Source organism: Pseudomonas oryzihabitans (assembly GCF_014522265.1).
In the GTDB taxonomy this organism is placed as follows: domain Bacteria; phylum Pseudomonadota; class Gammaproteobacteria; order Pseudomonadales; family Pseudomonadaceae; genus Chryseomonas; species Chryseomonas aestiva.
Window position 1 is genome coordinate 3,434,068 of record NZ_CP017024.1, and the last position, 17,705, is coordinate 3,451,772.

Sequence of the window (17,705 nt, forward strand, 5' to 3'; positions counted from 1 at the left end):
CGGCGGCAAGGTGCGGGCAGTGATGATGTCACGCCGGGAGTCGACGGCGGAGACCAGAGCCGCACTGAATTATAGGAAGTCTAATACCCTGGCCCGCCGCCGGCCACTCCGACACAGTGCAGCCTCGCCAAGCCGTTGCGATCAGGCGATCCCGTTCGGCCCATCCAGCACCCGGCGAATCTTGCGCGCCAGATCGTTGGGGATATAGGGCTTGGAGATCACCTCGAACTCCGAGCCGCCGATATCGGTGCGCTCCAGCGAGTTTTCGGCGTAGCCGGTGGTGAGCAGGATCTTCATCCCCGGGTGCAGGCGTTTCACCTCCCGCGCCAGCATCACGCCATTCATGCCGCCCGGCATGATCAGGTCGGTGAACAGGAGGTCGAACGGCTGCTCGCTTTCGCGCAGCACCCTGAGCGCCTCGCTGGCATTGAAGGTGATCTGCGCGGTGTAGCCATAGTCTTCCATTACCAGCTTGGCCAGTTCGGCGACATCCGGGCGGTCTTCCACCACCAGGATGCGCTCCGTACCACTGCGGCGGTCCGAACGCTGCTCCGCCTGCTGATGGGTGACGAGGCTGTCATCCACCGGGAAATACAGGCGCAGCGTGGTACCGACGTCTTCTTCCGAATAAATGCGTACCGTACCGCCGGATTGCTTGGCGAAGCCATAGACCATCGACAGACCCAGCCCCGAGCCCTTGCCTTCTTCCTTGGTGGTGAAGAAGGGGTCCATCACCCGATCGCGGATGCTGGCGGGCATGCCATGACCGTTGTCGGTGATCGCCAGGCTGACATAGCGACCGGGCATCAGGCCGTCGTAGGACATGTTCGCCAGTTCGCGCACCTCGACGTTGCGCGTCTCGATGCCCACGCTGGGTTGCGGGCGATCGGCCAGGGCATCCCGGGCATTGATCAGGATATTGAGCAGCGCCACTTCGGCCTGGGTCGGATCAATGCGGCAATTCCACAGTTCGGGTTCCAGCCGGGTGCGGATTTCCACGTCGCCCAGGGTCCGCTCCGCCAACTCGTGGGAGGTGCGGATCAGGTTGTTCAGATTGAGCACCCGGCCTTCGAGCTTCTGCTTGCGCGAAAAGGCCAGCAGCTGCTGGGTGAGGGTACTGGCGCGTTCCGCCGCCGACTTGGCATGGGTGGCGCTGCGGACGATGCGCTCCTGGTCGAAGCTGGGCTTTTCCGCTGTGCGCTGGATGATGTCGATATAGCCCATCATCACCTGCAGCAGGTTGTTGAAGTCGTGGGCGATACCGCCGGTGAGCTGGCCGAGCGCCTCCATCTTCTGCGCCTGGCGCAGGGCATCCTCGGCGTCGCGCCGGCGGCTGACATCCAGCTGGGACGCGAAGTAATAGGTCAGCTCGCCCGCATCGTTGTACACCGGCGAGACGAACAGCGCGTTCCAGAAGGTCGAGCCGTCCTTGCGATAGTTGATGATCTCCACCGAGATCTCGCGTTCCTGCTCCACCGCCTCGCGGATCTGGGCGACCACCGAGCGATCGGTCTCCGGCCCCTGCAGGAAACGGCAGTTGCGTCCCAGCAGTTCGTCCACCCCGTAACCGGTCATATCGGTAAAGGCATTGTTGGCGAACAGGATCGGGTTGTCCGGCTGATTGGGGTCGGTGATCAGCATCGGCATCCGCGTAGTTTCCACGGCGGCGAAGAAGATGTTCTTGCCCTCGTGCGAAACATCGCTCGTCGCGGAATTGTCGACCCGCGCCTTGCGGGGTGGGTGCTTCTGGCTCACGGAGGCGGAATCCTTGGCAGGCAAAATTGGGCGTCTTGGCCCTCAGACAGCCAAGCGGCGAGAAAACTTCATCCGCACCCCTCACGAGGCGGTCTGGCATCGCCCTTTTAGGAGCTGAAAGCCAAGCGTGGCGCGGCTTTGGCGGCCATTTGCCAGTGTACCGCTCACCTGCCTCAGGTGACCGTTAGGTAGGTTTCGGGAGAACCTCTTCAGCCTTCGCTGTCTGACCTGCCATGAAGCCGAGAAGCCTTGAAATACAAAGACAAATTCTTGTTCTGGAAGATGATGCGGGCCAGCGCGAGCTGCTGACCGAAATTCTCACCGAACAGGGCTTGGATGTCGTGGCGGTCGCTTCCAGTGACGAGGCCTTGGCTCACATGGACACCCGCGGCAGCGATACCAAGATGGTCATCGCCGATGTCAACGTACCGGGCATGCTGGATGGCCTGGCCTTCGCCCAGCTTGCCGCTGTGAGCTGGCCGACGATCCCCTTCATCATCATCTCCGGCTACATCGACCAGGATCTCGCCATCCTGCCGCGCCGGGCGGCCTTCCTGCCCAAGCCCTGGAGCGTGGCCGACCTCAGCCAACTGGTCGAGAGCCTGCTGCCGCGTCGCTAGGGGCCTGCTTCATGGGTGGCGCAACCTGCCCGAGCCGGCCTGCCGCCCTGATCTGGTCACGCCTCCTTTCGTCCCCGAATAGACGCGCTCGTCGGCAGTACCCCGTTTCGACTGGCCAAATGATATGACGTCCGTCGGCATGCCCGGTTTGCAGGGAACCAAAAGCCTTGAACGCTATCAATGTGCCATCTATTCCCGACTGGCAAGGAGCGCTTCATGGACGCAGTCATCACCCAGATTTCTCAGATCACCGATTGGGAATTTCTCATTGCGCTGGAGCGCAGCCTGGAAAGCCGCGGTCGCCTCGACCTGGCCGCGCGCGAAGCCCTCGAACGCCAGGGCAGGCTGCTCTCGCGCCGCTACCTGATGCAGAAGGGCAAGCTCGGCAACGGCCCCTTCACCCCGGTGGAAAACGAGATCCTCGACGTCCTGGCCACGGCCACGGCCGCCCTGCGCCGCAGTCGGCGCCTGCCCCATAACATCGTCAAGACCCTGCGTGCCGGTGGCCTGATCGAGGCGGTCGAGCGCAACGTCTGCCACGCCGGCGCCCTGCAGTGCCGCACCGACTTCGAAGCCGACGGCATCCCTCGCGGGACCCTGGAGCGCATCGTCGATCGCAATCCCCAGGCCTTCGGACTGGAAGCCCGCCGCGCCGCCGCGCGCTACATCGCCGAGCAGGAACCGGCCTTCCGCGCTGCCGGCTGAGCCTCGCCATGGCCGCCTGCGGGCGGCCATGGCAATTCAAGAGCAGGCTGATCGCCGTCCTGACCCCGTGCTACCGTTTCCAAGCTCCCAGCCGAAACGAGCCCTGTCATGGCCCTCGCCGATAACCTGCTGGCCTTCACCCTGGCCGCGTCCCTGCTCACCGTCACACCAGGCCTCGATACCGCGCTGATCCTGCGCACCGCCGCCGTCGAAGGACGCGCCCAGGCCTGGCGTGCGGCCCTGGGGATCAACGCGGGCTGCCTGCTCTGGGGCGCCGCCGTAGCCTTCGGCCTGGGCGCGCTGCTGGCGGTCTCGGAACTGGCCTATACGCTGCTGAAGTATTGTGGGGCCGCCTACCTCTGCTGGCTCGGCCTCAACCTGCTGCTGCGCCCTCGTACGGCCCTCATTCCAACGGCAGGCGAGGGTGGCACAGCCTCCAACTGGTTCGTGAAAGGCATGTTGGGCAATATCCTCAATCCCAAGGTCGGTATCTTCTACGTGTCCTTCCTGCCCCAATTCATTCCCCAGGGCCAACCCCTGATCGCTTGGACCTTCGGCCTGGTCGCCATCCATGTGGCGCTGGGGCTGCTCTGGTCCCTGATCCTGATCGGCGCTACCCGCACCCTGGGCGAGGCCCTGCGCAAGGCCGCGGTGATCCGCTGGCTGGATCGGATGACGTGCGTGGTCTTCCTGCTGTTCGCCGCAAAGCTGGCGCTGAGTCGCAGGTAAAGAGGGGGAGGGGCGCTTCCGAGAGGACGCCAAAGCCAAACGCCAGAAACAACAAAGCCCGCATTTAGCGGGCCTTGGGGTGCAAGCGCGCAGGTGGATGCCCCTTTTAGCCAAGGCAGCGCCCACCTCCAGGCATCGGCGTACCAGCCAACGACTCGATGATCCTGCATTCCGCTATGGTCCCGCCGTGGCAGCACGCCAACAGCCGCTGCAATTCGCTCTCCAGGGCTTGCAGATCGGCAAGCCGCTGCCGCACCTGCCGCAGGTGTTCTGCCACGAGGCTATCCACGGCAGCGCAAGGCGCCTGCTGCCGATCCGCCAGGCCGAGTAGCTCCCGGACTTCATCCAGGCTGAAGCCCAGCATGCGGGCACGTCTGACGAAGAGCAGCCGATCCCGTTCGGTCGGGCCGTACAGCCGGTAGCCGGACGCAGAGCGCGTCGAGGACGGCAGCAAGCCTTCCTTTTCGTAGTAGCGGATGGTGACGGTCTTGGTATCCGTGGCCTTGGCCAGCTGACCGATGGTGTACGTAGGAGCGTTCATGGCCTTGACCTTATAGCGACTATAACCTTCAGCCTAGGGCAAATCCTGAGTGTTGCCGAGAGGGTGCCGTGGATAGTTGCTGCGAAGACAAGGCCGGCGAGCTGGCTCAGCTGCGAGGTCGCCAGAGTCGCGTGCTCTACAGTGTGCTGGCGATCAATGCGGTGATGTTTCTGGTGGAGTTCGCCGCCGGTTGGCTGGCCGGCTCGACGGCGCTGCTCGGGGATTCCCTGGACATGTTCGGCGATGCCTCGGTCTATGCGCTGACGCTGTTCGTGCTGCATCGAAGTGATAGAGCCCGCGCTGGTGCTGCCCTGGTGAAAGGCGGATTCATGCTGCTGTTCGGCGTGCTGGTGATCGCGGACGCGGTGCGCAAGATGATCCTGCAGGAGGTGCCCCAGGCCGACTGGATGGGCACGATCGGACTCGTCGCACTGCTCGCCAATACCTACTGCTTCTACCTGCTGTACAGCCATCGCGGGGACGATCTGAACATGAGGTCCACCTGGATCTGTTCACGGAACGATCTGGTCGCCAATACCAGCGTGGTGCTGGCTGCCATCCTGGTGGCTGTCACTGGCAGCCTCTGGCCAGACGTCCTGGTCGGTCTGGCCATCGCCGCGCTGTTCCTGCACTCGGCCTGGCAGGTCAGTCGTGAAGCCTACCGCGCGTGGCGTATTGCTTCGGAAGGACAGGGAGTGCCAGTGCAGGAGCTGCAAGCCGCTCCGATGCAAGCGCCGCCGGTGCCTTCCTGCTGCGGCGGTAAGACGCCAGCGGTCATCGTTGAGCCTGGCCAGCGCGCTCCGGCTGCTTCGTGCTGCGCCTCTGACAGCAAGGGGGCTCTTGAATCCGTGGAAAAGCCAGGCCGCCCGTAGGCGGTCTGTCGCTGTGCAGACAGGGTCGGGCGAGGCGATCTCGTCGCCCCTTGGGGCGCGGACAATCCACCGCCGAGACACCGCTTCTCGGTTTGGCATGCCGGAGACCAAGACGAGCGCCTGTGGGAACGGTCGTACAGGAGAGAAAAGGGGGGCGCCGCGAAGGCAGACTGCCAAACGCCGGAAACGACAAAGCCCGCACTGGGCGGGCTTTGGGGTGATCCTTGCGGATCAGATTGGTCGGAGCGACTGGATTCGAACCAGCGACCTTCTCGTCCCGAACGAGACGCGCTACCAAGCTGCGCTACGCTCCGTAATGGATGGCGCGCATTCTACCTAAAACTCATGCAAGCACAAGGGGTTAGGTAAAAAAATCGCGCCGGGCAGGAATCAGAGCTCCTTGATGGTGCGAACCTGGTCCTTGTTGATGCGGGTCGGCTTGCCGTCGAGCTGCTTGAACGTATAGAAACCCGAGTCGTCATCGTACTTCGGCGTGTCGGTGGCCTGGATCTCGCGGCCATCGTTGAGGGTGATGACGCTGGGGGTGGAGCAGCCGGCGAGCAGGGCGCTGGCGACGACCAGCAGGGCGGCGGGGAGCAGGTGCTTGTTCATGTGACGGTCTCCTTTCTTGGCAACCAAGCGGGCTTAGGACCGCGGGTGCGGAGCCGAGTTCGTCCCGGAACCGCTGGGTCACGCCCTCTGGCCTGGTGGATCGCCGGGTTCAGATCGCGCTTTCCAGCGCCGCGGGATCGTTGAAGTTGGCCAGGCGGTCATCGTCTTCGGCGAAGTCCACGGCGGTCAGGCCCAGTGGCAGCAGGGCGCCTCGCGGACTGCGTTCGCCGTCCGCCCAGGCCTGGCGCAAGGCCGGCAACAGGCGCCGGGGCAGGGCGCTGAACAGCGGTTGCCAGTAGCCACCCTGACGCGCCATCACCGGGCCCGCGCTCGCCTGGGCCGCAGCGAGCAGCTGCAGGGCGAGGGCGGCATCTATTCGCGGTGCATCGCAGGGCAGCAGCAGCACCCAGTCATGCCGCGCCACGGCGAGTCCGGCGAGGATGCCGGCCAGGGGACCGGGAAAGTCCGGTTGCTCATCGGCCACCAGCTGGTCGGCCCACAGGGCATAACGCGGCGCATTGCGGTTGCAGGAGATCACCAGATCATCGGTCAGTGCCCGCACCGCAGCCTGCACCTGGGCCACCAGCGGCTGGCCCTGCCATTCCACCAGGCCCTTGTCGCGCCCACCCATGCGCTGACCGCGACCGCCGGCCAGAATGAGGATGGAGGAGGGGAGCAGTGGCATGCAGGAGGCCTCGGGCTTGCGGACGCGGGAAACGGGTGGCCATCCTAGCCCGGTTTCACCGCTGGCGGCTGACCAGAGCGGGCTTTATCCGGGCGGGACGGCTGGGCTAGACTCGAGCGCGTCCCGTGCAAAGGGGCGTGCTAGACACCTTTGATCCCTGCCGCGCGGTGGCGGGGAGTCCCTGCCCAGAAGGAGTTTGCAAACGATGAAGACGATGCTGCTTTCCGCTTTGGCCCTGGCTGCCTTGCCCGCCTTTGGCACCGGCGGTGGTGAACCCCCTGCGATCAAGGTCACCTTTGGCCAGCCGACCGTCCGGCAGAAGCTGTTCTACGAGAAGCTCTACGAGAAGAAGCCCTATCCCGACGCCACCCTCTATTACTACAGCAATGGCGTCTACAAGATCATCTCGCCCGGCGAAGAGCACTATGGCGTCTACGTGGTGCACGGCAAGCTGACCGACGACAAGTACCAGGTGGATTTCATCTCCCTGCCTTCCGCGGACTGGGGCGGCAAGACGGCCCGGCATTTCCTCACGTTCGATCGCAAGGCCGGCACCTTCACCCAGCAGGCGACCTGGGAGGAGGACCCGAACATCGCTCCGCAATACGGTCGCTTCAGTCAGGATGCCAACGACATCGCCGACCCGCGTCCCATCAAGTGGGAGACTCACGCCGAAGGCGAGCAACGCCAGCGCTAGGTCACGCCAGCGGCGCCCTCTCGGTTGAAGGGGCGTCGGCTTTTCCTCTAGGCTGTGACGATGCAGCCTTCGCGGACCTTCACCTCGACCAAGGTCGACAGCGACCCTCACTGTCGGAGCGGCCACCTTCCGGTCGCTGCCAGTCCCATGCTCACTCCATTCGGGAAACCCGCTGCCCGTCCAGCGGTCTTCCGCTGCACCCTTTCCTTCGCACTCTTCGGAAGTCCAACCAGATGAGCCACAAAGCCGAGGCGGTTTTCGTACCGCTGAACATCGCTGTCCTGACGGTCAGTGACACCCGCACCTTCGAGACCGATACCTCGGGTCAGCTGTTCGTCGACCGCCTGGAGGCCGCCGGTCACTTCCTCGCCGACCGCGTGCTGCTCAAGGATGACCTCTACAAGATCCGCGCCCAGGTCGCCCACTGGATCGCCGAAGACCAGGTGCAGGTGGTGCTGATCACCGGGGGCACCGGCTTCACCGGTCGCGATAGCACCCCGGAGGCCGTCGCCTGCCTGCTGGACAAGCAGGTGGATGGTTTCGGCGAACTGTTCCGCCAGATCTCCGTGGCCGACATCGGCACCTCCACCGTGCAGTCCCGGGCGCTGGCCGGCCTCGCCAATGGCACCCTGGTCTGCTGCCTGCCGGGTTCGACCAACGCCTGCCGTACCGCCTGGGACGGCATCCTCGCCGAGCAGCTGGACAATCGTCATCGCCCCTGCAACTTTGTGCCGCATCTCAAGCAGGCCGAGCCCTGCGGGCCGCGCGGATGAGCCTGCTGGCGCTGGAAGAGGCCCTGGCCCGGCTGCTCGCCCTGGCGGCCGAAGACGGTCCCTTGCCCCATGAGCAGGTGGCCTTGGAAAACGCCGACGGGCGCATCCTGGCCGCGCCCCTGGTAGCCGACCTGGATCTCCCGCCGTGGGACAACAGTGCCATGGACGGCTATGCCCTGCGCCTGGACGACTGGCAGGGCGAGCCGCTGCGGGTCTCCCAGCGCATCTTCGCCGGCCAGGCACCGGCGCCCCTGGAGCCGGGCACCTGTGCGCGCATCTTCACCGGCGCGCCCGTTCCGGCGGGTGCCGACTGCGTGGAGATGCAGGAGAACACCGAGGTGCTGGATGACGGTCGGGTGCGCTTCGTCGAGCAGCTGCGACCGGGGCGCAACATCCGTCGCCGCGGCAACGAAGTCCGGGTGGGTGACGAGGTGCTGTCGGCCGGCACTGCCCTGGGTCCGGCGGAGCTGGGGGTCGCCGCGTCCCTCGGGCGTGCCCGGCTGAACGTCTTTCGCCGCCTCAAGGTCGCGGTGCTGTCCACCGGCGATGAACTCGTGGCGCCCGGACAGCCGCTCGGTCCGGGGCAGATCTACAACAGCAATCGCGCCCTGCTCATCAGCTGGCTGCGGCGGCTGGGTTGCGAGGTGTCGGACCAGGGCATCCTGCCGGATGATCTCGCCGAGACGCGCAGGCGGCTGGGCGCGCTGCAGGCCGATCTGATCCTCTCTACGGGCGGTGTCTCCGTGGGTGAGGCCGACTATCTGGGCCAGGCCCTGCGCGAAGAAGGCGAGCTGACCCTGTGGAAGCTGGCGCTCAAGCCAGGCAAGCCGTTCACCTGCGGACGCTTTCGTGGCATTCCGCTGATCGGCCTGCCGGGCAATCCGGCGTCCACCCTGGTGACCTTCGGCCTGCTGGCACGGCCCTATCTGCTGCGCCGGGCCGGCAAGATCGACGTGGCACCGCTGAGCGTCGAGGTGCCGGCGGGGTTCGACTGGCCGCGTGCCGGTGCGCGCCGCGAATACCAGCGGGCGCGGCTGGAAGATGGCCGGGCGGTACCCCATCGCAACCAGGGCTCCAATGTGCTGCAGACGGCGGCCTGGGCCCATGGCCTGGTGGAGATCCGTGAGGATCGTACCTTCGCCGTCGATGATCCGGTGCGCTTCATCCCGTTGGCCGAATTGCTCAAGGCCTAGCCAACCGGCAGTCAGGACTGAACGTGGCCGTTGGGCCACAGTCCTAGTCTCCAGATTCGCTCGCCGGGCGCTGCCCGGTACCTGGCGCGGCATCTCGCCGCGCAGAGCCAACCTTGGACGACAGACATGACGACGACAGGCACCCTGGCTGACGCAGCCCTGGTCATTCTCAATGGCAAGGAAACCGGTAACGAGGACGTGCGGGAGGCCATTCTTGAACGGCGTGCCGCCGGTCATCGCATCGATGTACGGGTGACCTGGGAAGAAGACGATGCCGCGCGCTTCGTCGAGCAGGCGACCCGCGAAGGCTACGGCACCCTGGTGGCCGCTGGTGGCGACGGCACCCTGCGCGCCGTGGCCGAAGCCATGGCGCAGAATCACAGCCAGGCCCGCCTCGGCCTGCTGCCCTTGGGCACCGCCAACGACTTCGCCCGGGCGGCGGGTGTGCCGGTGGAGCCTGCGGCGGCCCTGGCGCTGCTGGATGGGCCGACCAGTGCCATCGACCTGATCGAGGCGGAAGGCCAGCTGTTCCTCAATATGGCCACCGGCGGCTTCGGCTCCCAGGTGACCGCCAACACCCCTGGCGAACTCAAGCGCCTGCTGGGTGGTGCGGCCTACTTCCTCACCGGCCTGACCCGTTTCGCCGAGGTGCATTCGGCCCATGGTCGCTTCCGCGGTCCCGGTTTCGAGTGGGAAGGCGAATTCCTCGCCCTGGGCATCGGCAACGGTCGTCAGGCCGGCGGTGGCCACGTGCTCTGTCCCACTGCCGTGGTCAACGATGGCCTGCTCGACGTGGGCATCCTGCCAGCGTCCCAGGATGTGCTCGGTACCCTGGGCGAATTCCTTAGCAAGGGCTTCAGCACCGAAGAGATGTTCATCCGCGCGCGCCTGCCCTGGGTGGAGCTGGAAGCCGCCGAAGGTCTGGACATGAACCTCGACGGTGAACCGGTCAAGCGAGACCGGGTGAGATTCGAGGTACGTCCGGGTATCCTGCAGGTCTGTCTACCGGTGGATTCGCCCCTGCTGGGCGCGACCGCCGGCTCCCTGGCCGAACCGGCGGCGACGTCCTAAGAAGGTGTTCACGATCTCGCGAGCTAGAGTCAAACAAGGCGAAAAGGCCTGAGGAAGCGGAGTTTACGAGTTGTAAATGAGCATTCCGATGGGGCTGGCCCTCCAGGGCCTTTTCAACGCAGTTTGGCCGACGCGCAGCAGATCGTGAGCAGCTTCTGATCAGGTGGCTGCGGAGGTTACGTTGGAAATACTGATCAATGCGGGAATCGTGCTGGCCACCGTGGCGGGCATGGAAGCCTTCGCCTGGTGGTCGCACAAGTACATCATGCACGGCTGGGGATGGGGCTGGCATGAGTCTCACCACCGCGCCCGGACGGGCTGGTTCGAGAAGAACGATCTCTATGCGGTCGTCTTCGCCGGCCTGGCCATCCTGCTGATCGCCCTGGGCAATGCCGGCTACTGGCGCCTGCAGTGGATAGGAGCCGGCATGACCCTCTACGGCCTGCTGTACTTCATCGCCCACGATGGCCTGGTGCATCAGCGCTGGCCCTTCCGCTACATCCCGCGCACCGGCTATCTGAAACGGCTCTATCAGGCGCATCGCATGCACCATGCGGTGGACGGCAAGGACGGCTGCGTGTCCTTCGGTTTCCTGTTGGCACCGACCACCCAGCAGCTCAAGCAGCAGTTGCGCGAGATACACGGCGGCGCCCTGGATTCCTCACGCGAACGCAAGGCCCGGGATCAGGCACCGGAAGAAGTGGACTAGGCGGGAGCGGAAGCGCCTCCAAGGAGGCGCTAGACGGGATCAGGCGATAGCGGGAGTGTCGTCGTAGGCAGCGAACAGTGAATGAGCGTACTGGCTGCGCTCGCTCTCGTTGCGCAGCAGATCGATGAACTCCTTGGCCGGCGGGTTCAGGGTGCCCGCTTCGGCGGCGGTGACCACCTGGGCCTGTTCACCAGCCGCCAGTTCGGCGAAACCGGCACCCAGCCGCTCGGTGCAGTAGCTGTTCACCACGGCCAGGCCGTCACGCAGCAGATCGCGCAGATTGGCACCCTGCTGGACCTGGGCCTGCTCGTCGAAGGGATCGACGATGTTGGAACGGTCGCCGTGGGCGTAGGGAGTCAGCATGTGGCGATCGATGAATTCGGGCAGGCGGGTATCGGCCTGTTCGCTATCGGCCTGCAGGTGCGCGCAAAGGGCGACCAGGGTACGCCACTGGATGGCGTTGAAGAATTCGGGCTTGTAACCGGACTGCGCGTTAGCGGAAAGGCCAAGGGCAAGTAGTGACGAGGAGGCAGCGAAGCGATCGTGTGAAACAGCCGTTTCCGTTTTGTGCATGTGCAAATCCCATACTCGTAGGCTGACTACCGGATGCAGCGCTCTGGCTCAGACATCCATCCATCCGCGGCCCGCGAGGGGTCGCTTTAATCCGACCCGTTTATCGCATAAAAGTTTGCTGTTGGGCATCCCCGAGATGCACGCAAATGTGACCGGGGCGCGATCACTGGCGTCAGCGCCGCGGTCGGGTCCAGAGCTCGGTCGGGCGTGGCTCGTCGCGCTGGTGACGGGAGAGCATGGCGCGCGCGGCGCCGCGGCAGACCAGGCGCAGCTTGTCGGCAGTGCTGGTGCTGACGCGCTTGTCCCAGGCATGGCTGCCCAGTTGCAGCACCTGGACGCCGATCTCGCGGTAGACGCCACGGGCGGTGGCGATGGCCCAGGCCGAGCGCAGGGGCAGGGCGGCGATGCCCTGGCGTGCCGAGTCATAGTAGGGCTCGGCCAGGCGCACCAGCCGCTCGGCCAGTTGGGCGACCGCTTCGCGATGGCGCGGCTCCGCCAGTTCACCCGCCGGCACGCCGACTTCGTCGAGCCACAGGCGTGGCAGGTAGATGCGCCCGATACGGGCGTCCTCGACGATGTCGCGGGCGATGTTGGTGAGCTGGAAGGCCATGCCCAGGTCGCAGGCGCGATCCAGGGTTTCCTCGTCTTCGGCGCCCATGATGCGCGCCATCATCACCCCGACCACCCCGGCGACGTGGTAGCAGTACTCCAGGGTGTCTTCGAGTTCCACATAGATGCGTTCCTCGACATCCATGCGAAAGCCGGCGAGGTGATCCAGCGGCAGCGCCAGGGGAATGCCATGGCGCCTGACCACCCGCTGGAAGGCGGCGAAGGCCGGATCCTGCAGCGGCTCATCGCCGTAGGCGGCGCGGGTCAGGCGTTCCAGTTCGGCCAGGCGTTCGCGCCCGGCGCGGCGATCGCCGTCGACCTGGCCATGGCCCAGTTCCTGGCCATCGATGACGTCGTCGCAATGGCGGCACCAGGCATAGAGCAGCACGGCGCTCTCGCGGGTCTCGGGAGCGAACAGCTTGGCGGCTGCGGCAAAGCTCTTGGAACCGACGGCGATGCTCTGCTCGGCGTGGTCGACGACATCATGGGTGGCTGGCATGGCTAACCGTGCTCCTCGAGGATGACGCTGGCCGTGGCCTTGGCCGAGCCGACCACGCCCGGGACGCCGGCCCCGGGATGGGTGCCCGCGCCGACCAGGTAGAGGTTGGGGATGACACTATCGCGATTGTGCGGCCGGAACCAGGCGCTCTGGGTGAGGATGGGCTCCAGGGAGAAGGCCGAGCCAAGGTGGGCATTGAGCTCCTGGCGGAAATCGGCCGGGGTGAAGATGCGCGAGGTGACCAGATGCTCGCGCAGGCCGGGCATGTAGCGCTCTTCCAGGTAGGCGAGGATCTTGTCGCGCAGGCGCGGACCTTCCACGCTCCAGTCGACGTCGGCATTGCCCAGGTGCGGCACCGGCGCCAGCACGTAGTGAGAACTGTGCCCGGGCGGTGCCAGCGACGGATCGGTGACGCAGGGCGAGTGCAGGTAGAGCGAGAAGTCGTCCGGTACGCCCGGGCCCTTGAACAGTTCGTCGATCAGGCCGCGATAGCGCTGGCCGAAGCAGACCATGTGGTGTTCGAGCCCCACCGGCGGCTGGCTCAGGCCGAAGTGGATGACGAACAGCGACATGCTGTGTCGCTTGCGCTTGAGGCGGTTGCTCTCGACCACGCCATGGGTGTGGTGACCGAGCAGCTTGCGATAGGTATGCACCACGTCGGCGTTGGAGGCCACCAGGTCCGCCTCGAGCTGACTGCCATCGGCCAGGCAGACGCCGGTGGCCCTATTGCCTTCGGTGAGGATGCGCTCCACCGGCGTGTTCAGGCGCACTTCGCCGCCGAGGTCGGTAAAGAGCTTCAGCAGGCCCAGGACCAGCTGATGGGTGCCACCCTTGGCGAACCAGACGCCCCACTTGCGCTCCAGCGCATGGATCAGCGCATAGATCGAGGAGGTGGCGAAGGGATTGCCGCCCACCAGCAGGGTGTGGAAGGACAGCGTCTGGCGCAGCTTCTCGCTCTTCACGAAGCGCGACACCTGGGTGTAGACGCTGCGCCAGGCCGTAAGCTTGGCCAGCTTGGGACCCGCGGCGAGCATGTCGCCGACCTTGAGGAAGGGCTTGGCGCCGAGACGGATGTAGCCTTCTTCGAACACCGCCTGGGAATAGGCCAGGAAGCGCTGGTAGCCGGCCACGTCGTCCGGCTCCAGGGCGCGGATCTGCTCGTCCAGCCGGGCCTGGTCGTTGACGTAGTCGAAGCGGGTGCCGTCTTCCCAGCACAGCTGGTAGAAGGGGCTGACCGGCAAGAGCTCCACATAGTCGCTCATCTGCCGGCCGCTCAGGGCGAACAGCTCTTCCATCGCCGAGGGATCGGTGAGGACGGTGGGGCCGGCGTCGAAGGTGAAGCCCGCCTCCTCATAGACGTAGGCACGGCCGCCGGGCTTGTCGCGGCCCTCGATGAGGGTGGTGGCGATGCCGGCCGACTGCAGGCGGATCGCCAGGGCGATACCGCCGAAGCCGGCGCCGATGACGATGGCCCGCTTGGGCCCGTTACCTTGGGTCATGGTGCTTCCTTGGACTGAGGGGGACGAGCCAGCGCGGCATCCAGGGCTGGTTTCAGCGGCACCGGCGGTTTGCCGGAGAGGATGCGCAGCCGATCGAAGGCGGTGAGGCGGCCGGCGTAGAAACGCTGGATCAGCGGTTCGCCGAGGCCGTAGAACCTTTGCATGACGCGCACCCGGTGCTCGGGACGGCCAGCGAGAAACAGCATGCGATTGAGCAGGCGGAAAAAGCCCTGTTGCTGCCAGCGCCCCTGGGCGTACTGCCGCAGGGAGTCGCGCAGCCTGGCGCTGGAGGTCAAGGGTTGCGCGGCCAGATGCTCCGCCAGGCGCACCGCCTCCGGCAGCGAGTAACCGGTGGTGGGGTGGAACAGCCCCGCGGCCAGGCCGATGGGCGCGCCGGCGCTGACGTTGTCCCAATAGCGGTCGAGATCGCCGCCCAGGGTGATGGGCAGCACGCCCTGTTCTTCGCGCAGTACCTCGGCGATTTCCCAGCCCTGCTGCCGGGCATAGTCGGTCAGGTGCTGGCGCAGGCGTTCCGCGGGGAGGCTTTGGCCGTCCGCATAGTAGGTGTCTTCGATCAGCAGCCGGTCGGGTGTCAGTGGCAGGCTGTAGACGAAGCGATAGCCGTCCAGCTGATCGACGGTGGCGTCCATCACGATGGGTTCGGCCAGGCCATGGGGGCGAACCAGGCGCACCTCCTGGCCGAGGAATTTCTGATAGCCGAGCCAGAGCGCCGGATCGGGTCGCGGGCCGCGGGCGTCGATCACGGCGCCGGCGGCCAGGGTGTAGCCGTCGGCGAACACCACGCCATCGTCCTGCAGGCGCAGCACCTCGCGGCCCAGCAGCAGGCGCTCGGCCGGCAGCCGAGCGCTCAATACCTCATGGAAGCGTTCGGCGCTGATGCTGGCATAGCCGCTGCCGAGGTGCCGCTGGCGCGTGGGGAAGCGCACCTCGTAGCCCGGCCAGCGATGGGCGACCAGGGGCTCGATCCAGGCATGCTGCGGCGCGGTGAGGTCCGGCTCGTGGAAGGACCAGGTGTGGTTGCCGCCCAGCCGCGGACCGGCTTCCACCAGGCGCCAGTCCAGCTCCGGACGGGTTTCCGCCAGGCGCAGGGCGAGCAGGCCGCCGGCCAGGCCGCCGCCGACGATCAGCAGGTCAGGACGCACGTTCGAGTCCTCGCCGGGCCAGGCCATCCACCAGGCGGGCGGCAGCCGCGACACCGCCGGCCGCATGGGTAATGGGCACGAAGCGTTCGGCCGCCCGGCGATAGGCCGGGTCGGCCAGCACGGCGCCCAGGGCCTGGGTCAGGCGGGCCTTGCTGGCCAGGCGCGGTGCCAGGCAGATGCCGGCGCCGACCCGTTCCAGGCGGCGGGCGATGCCGGGTTGGTCGAACACCATGGGCAGGGCGAGCATGGGTTTGCCAGCCGCCAGGGCGTCCAGCACGGTATTGAAGCCACCATGGGTGATGACTGCATCGGCGCGGGCGATGGCCGCCTCCTGGGGCGCGAAGTCGGTGACCCAGGTGGCGCCGTCGTCCAGCAGAAGGCGTTCGGCACTGGCCTCCAGACGTCCGCAGTGGGCGATCAGCACCTGGACGCCGAGTTGGCGACAGGCCTGGGCGATGCGGCGGAACAGCGGTAGCCGGCCACCCTGCAGGGTGCCGAAGGAGGCGAAGACGAAGGGCTGGCGCGGATCGATCTCCAGTTCCAGCCGTTGCTCACGCACCGCCGGCGAACGCAGCGGCCCGACCTCGTGAAAGTGCGGCGGCGGGGCATGACGCGGAAAGTCAAAGCCCGGCAGGCACTGGCTCAGCTGCAGATACGGCGAGAAGCAGTCGTCGAGGGTCCGTCGCTCGCCGAGGCCGAAGGCCTGGGCCTGGCGCTGGATGACCTTGCCCTGGCCGCGCATCATCAGGTCGAACACCTGGGTGGCGCCCTGGACAATCTGCCGCTCCCGCTCGGTGCCAGGATAGGCGAAGGGCAGGGTGGGCAGCGGCAGGTGGGGCTCGCGATTCATCGGCACGGCGCAGGCCAGTGATGCATAGGGCAGGCCCAGGTGGTCGCCGAGCAGTCCGCCGGCCGGTTCCATCTGGTCGGCGATCAGGCAGTCGACCCTGAGGTCACGCAAGGCGGCCGGGCCTTCGCGGCAGAACAGTTCGGTATTGCGCGCCATGTCGGCGATCACGCCAAATACCGACCAGGGCTTGTTGCTGGCGGTCCGCGCCAGCAGGGGCGCCAGGCTGCCACGTGGATGGCTGGTCGCGCCCAGGGCCTGGAACTGGATGCCTGCTGGCAGCGCCCGATCGCCCACTTCCACCTGGTGCAGCAGGGTGACCCGGTGGCCGAGCGCGACCAGCGCCTCGCCCAGCACCAGATGGGTGGACAGGTGGCTCGGCAGCGGCGGCGAGATCAGGGCGACATGCATGGCGGCGTCCGGTCGGGTGTCGGCCACTATGGGCACCGCCGCGGCGCGGCGTCCAGCAGCTCGGCCTGGCGCAAGCCGGCCAGATCCGCCGAGCCGGTACAGAAGCAGGCGATGCGCAGCTGTTCGATCACCACCCGGAAATGCGCGATCACCGCCTCGGTGGATTCAGTGGCGCCAGGCAGGGCCGCAGCGGCCTGGCCGGCCAGGTCCGCACCAAGGCGGATGGCCTTGGCCACGTCGATACCGTCGCGGATGCCGCCCGAGGCGATCACCGTCGCCCGGGGGCAGGCGGCGCGCACCTGGCGCAGGCTCTCGGCGGTGGGGATGCCCCAGTCGGTGAAGGCGCGGGCGATGGCGCGCTGCTGCTCGTCACGGGCGCGTTCGGCTTCCACCGCCGCCCAACTGGTGCCACCGGTTCCGGCGACATCCAGCACCGCCACGCCAGCCTCCAGCAGTTGCGTGGCGACCCGGCCCGACAGGCCGGCGCCGACTTCCTTGACGACCACTGGCACGGACAGTTGTGTAACCAGATTTTCCAGGGCTGCCAGAATGCCGCGCCAGCGGCGATCGCCACCGGCCTGCACGGCTTCCTGCAAGGGATTGAGATGCACGATCAGGGCGTCTGCCTCGATCATCTCCACCGCGCGCCGGGCCTCGTCGAGGCCGTAGCCGGCCACCAGCTGCGCGGCGCCGAAATTGGCCAGCAGCGGCACGTCCGGCGCCAGGCGGCGCAATTCGCCGGTCAGGCCCTGATCGCCACCCTGCTGCAGAGCGATGCGCTGGGAGCCGACTGCCAGGGCGATGCCCAGGGTCTGGGCCGCCTCGGCGAGGTGGCGATTGATCAGCGCGGCCCGCTCTGGCCCGCCGGTCATGGAGCTGATCAGCAGCGGCGCGGCCAGGGGACGACCGAACAGGCGGGTGCCCAGGTCGACCTCGTCGAGATTGAGCTCGGGCAGGGCGCAATGCGTGAAGCGATAGGCGTCGAAGCCCGTGGTGACGGCGCTACGGGCCTTGTGGGGATCCAGCACGATGTCCAGATGATCGTTCTTGCGGCTTGCCAGTTCCCAATCCACCATGTCTTCTAGAGTCCGCCCTGAATGACCTTTCGTCGGTCGTTGTGGTCTGGTAGGGGACGACGGGTT

Annotated in this window: 20 protein-coding genes and 1 tRNA gene; 9 read left to right on the forward strand and 12 right to left on the reverse strand. The window is 66.5% G+C overall.

The window, feature by feature from the left end; genetic code table 11:
• Positions 1-141 precede the first annotated feature (141 nt).
• Together BGI51_RS15835 and BGI51_RS23565 are read right to left on the reverse strand one after the other, a co-directional pair.
• Positions 142-1,755: a histidine kinase famiy protein gene (locus BGI51_RS15835; protein ID WP_187978936.1), complete on the reverse strand. Its 1,614-nt coding sequence runs from the start codon at positions 1,753-1,755 to the stop codon at positions 142-144.
• Positions 1,756-1,964: 209 nt separating this feature from the next.
• Positions 1,965-2,132: a hypothetical protein gene (locus BGI51_RS23565; protein ID WP_252977327.1), complete on the reverse strand. Its 168-nt coding sequence runs from the start codon at positions 2,130-2,132 to the stop codon at positions 1,965-1,967.
• Between BGI51_RS23565 and BGI51_RS15840 the strand changes: the two genes are divergently transcribed.
• The 3 genes from BGI51_RS15840 (at position 2,070) to BGI51_RS15850 (ending at position 3,809) form a co-directional block, all read left to right on the forward strand.
• Positions 2,070-2,375, forward strand: coding sequence for a response regulator (locus tag BGI51_RS15840; protein WP_252977303.1), 306 nt, complete (start codon positions 2,070-2,072; stop codon positions 2,373-2,375). The two genes, BGI51_RS23565 and BGI51_RS15840, sit on opposite strands and share 63 nt — an antisense overlap.
• 216 nt (positions 2,376-2,591) lie before the next feature.
• Entirely contained in the window at positions 2,592-3,080 is a 489-nt protein-coding gene (locus BGI51_RS15845; protein WP_133859468.1) for a hypothetical protein, read from the forward strand.
• Between the two features lie 108 nt (positions 3,081-3,188).
• Entirely contained in the window at positions 3,189-3,809 is a 621-nt protein-coding gene (locus BGI51_RS15850) for a LysE family translocator (RefSeq protein WP_187978938.1), read from the forward strand.
• Positions 3,810-3,915: 106 nt separating this feature from the next.
• On the opposite strand, the gene BGI51_RS15855 is transcribed toward BGI51_RS15850, so the two are convergent.
• The gene (locus tag BGI51_RS15855) at positions 3,916-4,350 is read right to left on the reverse strand and encodes a MerR family transcriptional regulator (protein ID WP_187978939.1); all 435 of its coding nucleotides are present in this window, start codon (positions 4,348-4,350) and stop codon (positions 3,916-3,918) included.
• A gap of 131 nt (positions 4,351-4,481) precedes the next feature.
• Here BGI51_RS15855 and BGI51_RS15860 point away from each other — a divergent pair, with 131 nt between their 5' ends.
• Positions 4,482-5,222, forward strand: coding sequence for a cation transporter (locus tag BGI51_RS15860; protein WP_437179408.1), 741 nt, complete (start codon positions 4,482-4,484; stop codon positions 5,220-5,222).
• A 237-nt stretch (positions 5,223-5,459) separates the two neighbouring features.
• Here the strand turns inward: BGI51_RS15860 and BGI51_RS15865 are convergent.
• The 3 genes from BGI51_RS15865 to mobA form a co-directional block, all read right to left on the reverse strand.
• Positions 5,460-5,536, reverse strand: a tRNA-Pro gene (locus BGI51_RS15865).
• 76 nt (positions 5,537-5,612) lie between these two features.
• Positions 5,613-5,834, reverse strand: a complete 222-nt coding sequence (locus BGI51_RS15870; protein WP_059314378.1) for a YgdI/YgdR family lipoprotein — start codon at positions 5,832-5,834, stop codon at positions 5,613-5,615.
• 109 nt (positions 5,835-5,943) lie between these two features.
• Positions 5,944-6,519, reverse strand: a complete 576-nt coding sequence (gene mobA, locus BGI51_RS15875) for a molybdenum cofactor guanylyltransferase MobA (RefSeq protein ID WP_187978941.1) — start codon at positions 6,517-6,519, stop codon at positions 5,944-5,946.
• Between the two features lie 205 nt (positions 6,520-6,724).
• Here mobA and BGI51_RS15880 point away from each other — a divergent pair, with 205 nt between their 5' ends.
• From BGI51_RS15880 to BGI51_RS15900, 5 genes are all read left to right on the forward strand, one after another.
• The gene (locus tag BGI51_RS15880; RefSeq protein ID WP_187978942.1) at positions 6,725-7,216 is read left to right on the forward strand and encodes a hypothetical protein; all 492 of its coding nucleotides are present in this window, start codon (positions 6,725-6,727) and stop codon (positions 7,214-7,216) included.
• A gap of 233 nt (positions 7,217-7,449) precedes the next feature.
• Positions 7,450-7,989 (forward strand): molybdenum cofactor biosynthesis protein B, encoded by a 540-nt coding sequence (gene moaB / locus BGI51_RS15885; RefSeq protein ID WP_133859462.1) that lies wholly within the window; start codon positions 7,450-7,452, stop codon positions 7,987-7,989.
• Positions 7,986-9,182: a molybdopterin molybdotransferase MoeA gene (locus tag BGI51_RS15890; protein ID WP_187978943.1), complete on the forward strand. Its 1,197-nt coding sequence runs from the start codon at positions 7,986-7,988 to the stop codon at positions 9,180-9,182. The genes moaB and BGI51_RS15890 overlap by 4 nt, the downstream gene beginning before the upstream one ends.
• A 126-nt stretch (positions 9,183-9,308) precedes the next feature.
• The gene (yegS, locus tag BGI51_RS15895; protein WP_187978944.1) at positions 9,309-10,253 is read left to right on the forward strand and encodes a lipid kinase YegS; all 945 of its coding nucleotides are present in this window, start codon (positions 9,309-9,311) and stop codon (positions 10,251-10,253) included.
• Positions 10,254-10,434: 181 nt separating this feature from the next.
• Positions 10,435-10,962 (forward strand): sterol desaturase family protein, encoded by a 528-nt coding sequence (locus BGI51_RS15900; protein ID WP_187978945.1) that lies wholly within the window; start codon positions 10,435-10,437, stop codon positions 10,960-10,962.
• A gap of 39 nt (positions 10,963-11,001) precedes the next feature.
• On the opposite strand, the gene BGI51_RS15905 is transcribed toward BGI51_RS15900, so the two are convergent.
• The 6 genes from BGI51_RS15905 to fni form a co-directional block, all read right to left on the reverse strand.
• Positions 11,002-11,535, reverse strand: coding sequence for a gluconate 2-dehydrogenase subunit 3 family protein (locus BGI51_RS15905; RefSeq protein ID WP_187978946.1), 534 nt, complete (start codon positions 11,533-11,535; stop codon positions 11,002-11,004).
• A 172-nt stretch (positions 11,536-11,707) separates the two neighbouring features.
• Complete coding sequence (locus BGI51_RS15910; RefSeq protein WP_187978947.1) at positions 11,708-12,643, reverse strand: phytoene/squalene synthase family protein; 936 nt, start codon at positions 12,641-12,643, stop codon at positions 11,708-11,710.
• 2 nt (positions 12,644-12,645) lie between these two features.
• On the reverse strand, positions 12,646-14,142 hold the full coding sequence (locus BGI51_RS15915; protein ID WP_187978948.1) for a phytoene desaturase: 1,497 nt from the start codon (positions 14,140-14,142) through the stop codon (positions 12,646-12,648).
• Positions 14,139-15,332, reverse strand: a complete 1,194-nt coding sequence (gene crtY / locus BGI51_RS15920; RefSeq protein WP_187978949.1) for a lycopene beta-cyclase CrtY — start codon at positions 15,330-15,332, stop codon at positions 14,139-14,141. The genes BGI51_RS15915 and crtY overlap by 4 nt, the downstream gene beginning before the upstream one ends.
• Positions 15,295-16,590: a nucleotide disphospho-sugar-binding domain-containing protein gene (locus BGI51_RS15925; protein WP_187978950.1), complete on the reverse strand. Its 1,296-nt coding sequence runs from the start codon at positions 16,588-16,590 to the stop codon at positions 15,295-15,297. Before BGI51_RS15925 ends, crtY begins: the two co-directional genes overlap by 38 nt.
• Positions 16,590-17,639 (reverse strand): type 2 isopentenyl-diphosphate Delta-isomerase, encoded by a 1,050-nt coding sequence (gene fni / locus BGI51_RS15930; protein ID WP_187978951.1) that lies wholly within the window; start codon positions 17,637-17,639, stop codon positions 16,590-16,592. The genes BGI51_RS15925 and fni overlap by 1 nt, the downstream gene beginning before the upstream one ends.
• Between the last annotated feature and the right edge of the window lie 66 nt (positions 17,640-17,705).